A 501-nucleotide genomic window follows, 5' to 3' on the forward strand; every position below is an offset into this window, starting at 1 on the left:
TGCTACCTCTCCCACCAGCGCCTCGCCATCATCGACCCTGCCTCTGGCGACCAGCCCCTCTACAACGAGGACAAGTCCATCGTCGTCACTGTGAATGGAGAGATCTACAACCATGAACAGCTCCGGGCGCAGCTCTCCTCCCACACGTTCAGGACAGGCAGCGACTGCGAGGTCATCGCGCACCTGTACGAGGAGCACGGGGAGAACTTCATCGACATGCTGGATGGTGTCTTCTCCTTCGTCTTGCTCGACACACGCGACAACAGCTTCATTGCTGCCCGTGATGCCATTNATGCCATTGGCGTCACACCCCTGTATATTGGCTGGGGAATTGATGGGTCGGTGTGGATATCATCAGAGATGAAGGGCCTGAATGATGATTGTGAGCACTTTGAGATCTTTCCTCCTGGCCATCTCTACTCCAGCAAGCAGGGAGGCTTCAAGAGATGGTACAACCCACCTTGGTTCTCCGAGGTCATTCCTTCAGTGCCATATGATCCA

Annotated in this window: 1 pseudogene; it reads left to right on the forward strand. The window is 55.2% G+C overall.

Features of this window, described 5'->3' with window-relative positions:
* Nucleotides 1–501: pseudogene (locus IE219_RS32805) on the forward strand (asparagine synthetase B); the annotation flags it as partial.

The organism is Streptomyces termitum (genome assembly GCF_014650175.1).
GTDB lineage: Bacteria > Actinomycetota > Actinomycetes > Streptomycetales > Streptomycetaceae > Streptomyces > Streptomyces termitum.